Raw genomic sequence first — 2202 nt, forward strand, 5'->3', positions numbered from 1 at the left:
TCTTTCAATAGGTAAATTAAATGCATTTAAGTGAAAAGAGCTTATTAGGAATGGAAAAAGCAAAAAACCAGTCTTAACTGAGGTTTTTTAATGAAACCAAGCCAACACCAATGTCCCATTTCATAATTGTCTCCGTAAATACTTATAAATATTGAAGCCGAGAGGGATAGAATGAAGCATTATCATGCGAATGATATGACTAAGCATTATTAATGCAGGCTCTAGTCCAAGATAAATGGCAGCGACAGTCATAGACTCCACACTGCCCGGAACCCACGACATCAAGAGTACGATGAACTCCTTATCAATTAGCTTGCTGAATATATATGCAAAAACAACTGTGACTGTAAGACTTAACGTTGTAGCAATAATCCCAGCTCGCGCATAAGAGAAGATATCTACAACGGTTATATCTTTTAGACGAATCCCAATTAATGCCCCTAGAGCGGATGTTGCAATAAAAACAAGCTCTGTCGGGACAAGAAAGTTGTATGACGGTAACTCAGAGTTCACAAACATAGTTGCTAACATCCCAGTCACCATATACGGTGCTGGAGTACCAATTTTATCGAGAAGCAAACCTGAAAAGTAGGCGAGGAAAAGTGGGAGAAGTATCCAAAGGTTGTCTAAGGAAATAGCCGGCCCAGGAACTGGTGAATTGTCCGCTGAGACAAGAAGAGCGGAAGCTATGATTAAGAAAATGAGTCGAACTGTGTGAGTGAAAATCACTTTACTAGAAGGTGAATTGTGATTTTCATTAATGACAAGAACCGCGGCCATCGCTCCCGGGACCGCCCCACAAGTAGGCTTTCATATTTTGACCATTTCTCTCGCTTAGAAAGCCAGAGATACGAGGTGAGAACTTGTGCGGACATACAAAGGACGAGTCCCACAAAAAGTAATATCGGATAACCCTTGGAAAGAGTCTGCATAGGGACGATTGAGCCCACTGTGGCACCAAGGATTAACTGTACTCCAGTCAATGTGCTTTTGGGAAGAGCTAGAGTAAACCCTGCTTTTGACGTTAACAAAAGAGCAATCAGGGCACCGAACATTGCACCTAGTGGTATCTCGAAATATGTAAATAAGAGCGAGCCAACCAAAGCTATGAATGAGGCTAGATACATGTTTTGGTTTCCCCTTTTTTCAGCTTGAAAGATGACAATAAAGTGGAGATTTGGTTATTAATCACATCTATGTTATTGACTATGTAAAAATCACTACAAGTTTTCTGTCCAAGAGCATACAAACCCATTTGAATATCACCAGTTTCTGACTTGGCTGGCTATCAAGTACCGGATTGCTTCTATCGAGCGAACGTCGTATTCCTGTAGCATTGATGATGAAATCAAAGAAGTACTCCTTTTCTATCTGTCTCTACACAATATTGCCCATTGTCACTGGCAAGCAAGGTAAGATGTATCAGTGCCCGGAAACCTGATGAGGAAGCTAGTTCCATCCTTGTAGGAGTGGAACTAAACTTTGTGACACAACGAGTAAGACGAGAGTACGAAGAGATATTAATGATGTTAGTGGTCTTTATCATATATACCAATGTCTTTTTTTAAATGGTCAGAAAGATGTCTCACATTGAGAGATGCATTTTTATTTTTTCCACTTTTAAAATTATACCTTTTAAACTTAATCCGCAGATAGCGCAAATAGTCTCTAAAATTCGATTTTTTTGAATTGTTTTCACTGACTTTTCATTTTTCATAGCAACGCACTCTTTTGTATAAGAAAAACCATGATTTTAACGACCAAAATTAATTGAAATTAAGTATCTTTAAACCCAGAAGCTTCGTCCTCATGAGAAAGTTTATTTGTACTAATTATGTTTACTTTAGGGACTGCTGCTCCTTTTCTCTTCAGTGAATATAGTTTTATTTGTCTTTCCATGACGAATGCCCTTATTGTTTTGTTACTGATTGCCAGAGTAAGTAGATAGTTACGTATTCTTATTTTATTTAATTCTAAATTTTATAAGTTATAAGCTAACAAAATTAGTTAACACAAAGGCTAAGATCTAATAATTTACATTTAATTTATATTTATTAAGGGTTTATAATTAAAATCAGAATTAGATACTGTTCACGAAATGCCTCCAGTATATAAAGAATATTTGATTGGTTTGATGCGATGGTGCGTTCTAGAATTTTTTCATTTCTAGCCTGTATTTTTGGGGTGAAAGTGCCCCTGTAT

At 37.3% G+C, this 2202-nt stretch carries 2 protein-coding genes; both read right to left on the reverse strand.

The window, feature by feature from the left end; genetic code table 11:
• Positions 1-120: 120 nt before the first annotated feature.
• A complete protein-coding gene (locus AB4589_RS22200; protein WP_372101694.1) occupies positions 121-780 on the reverse strand; it encodes an AbrB family transcriptional regulator in 660 nt (219 codons plus the stop codon).
• A complete protein-coding gene (locus AB4589_RS22205; protein WP_372101695.1) occupies positions 726-1127 on the reverse strand; it encodes an AbrB family transcriptional regulator in 402 nt (133 codons plus the stop codon). The genes AB4589_RS22200 and AB4589_RS22205 overlap by 55 nt, the downstream gene beginning before the upstream one ends.
• Positions 1128-2202: the final 1075 nt, after the last annotated feature.

It is taken from the genome of Vibrio sp. 10N.222.49.A3 (genome assembly GCF_041475145.1).
Classification (GTDB): domain Bacteria; phylum Pseudomonadota; class Gammaproteobacteria; order Enterobacterales; family Vibrionaceae; genus Vibrio; species Vibrio tasmaniensis_A.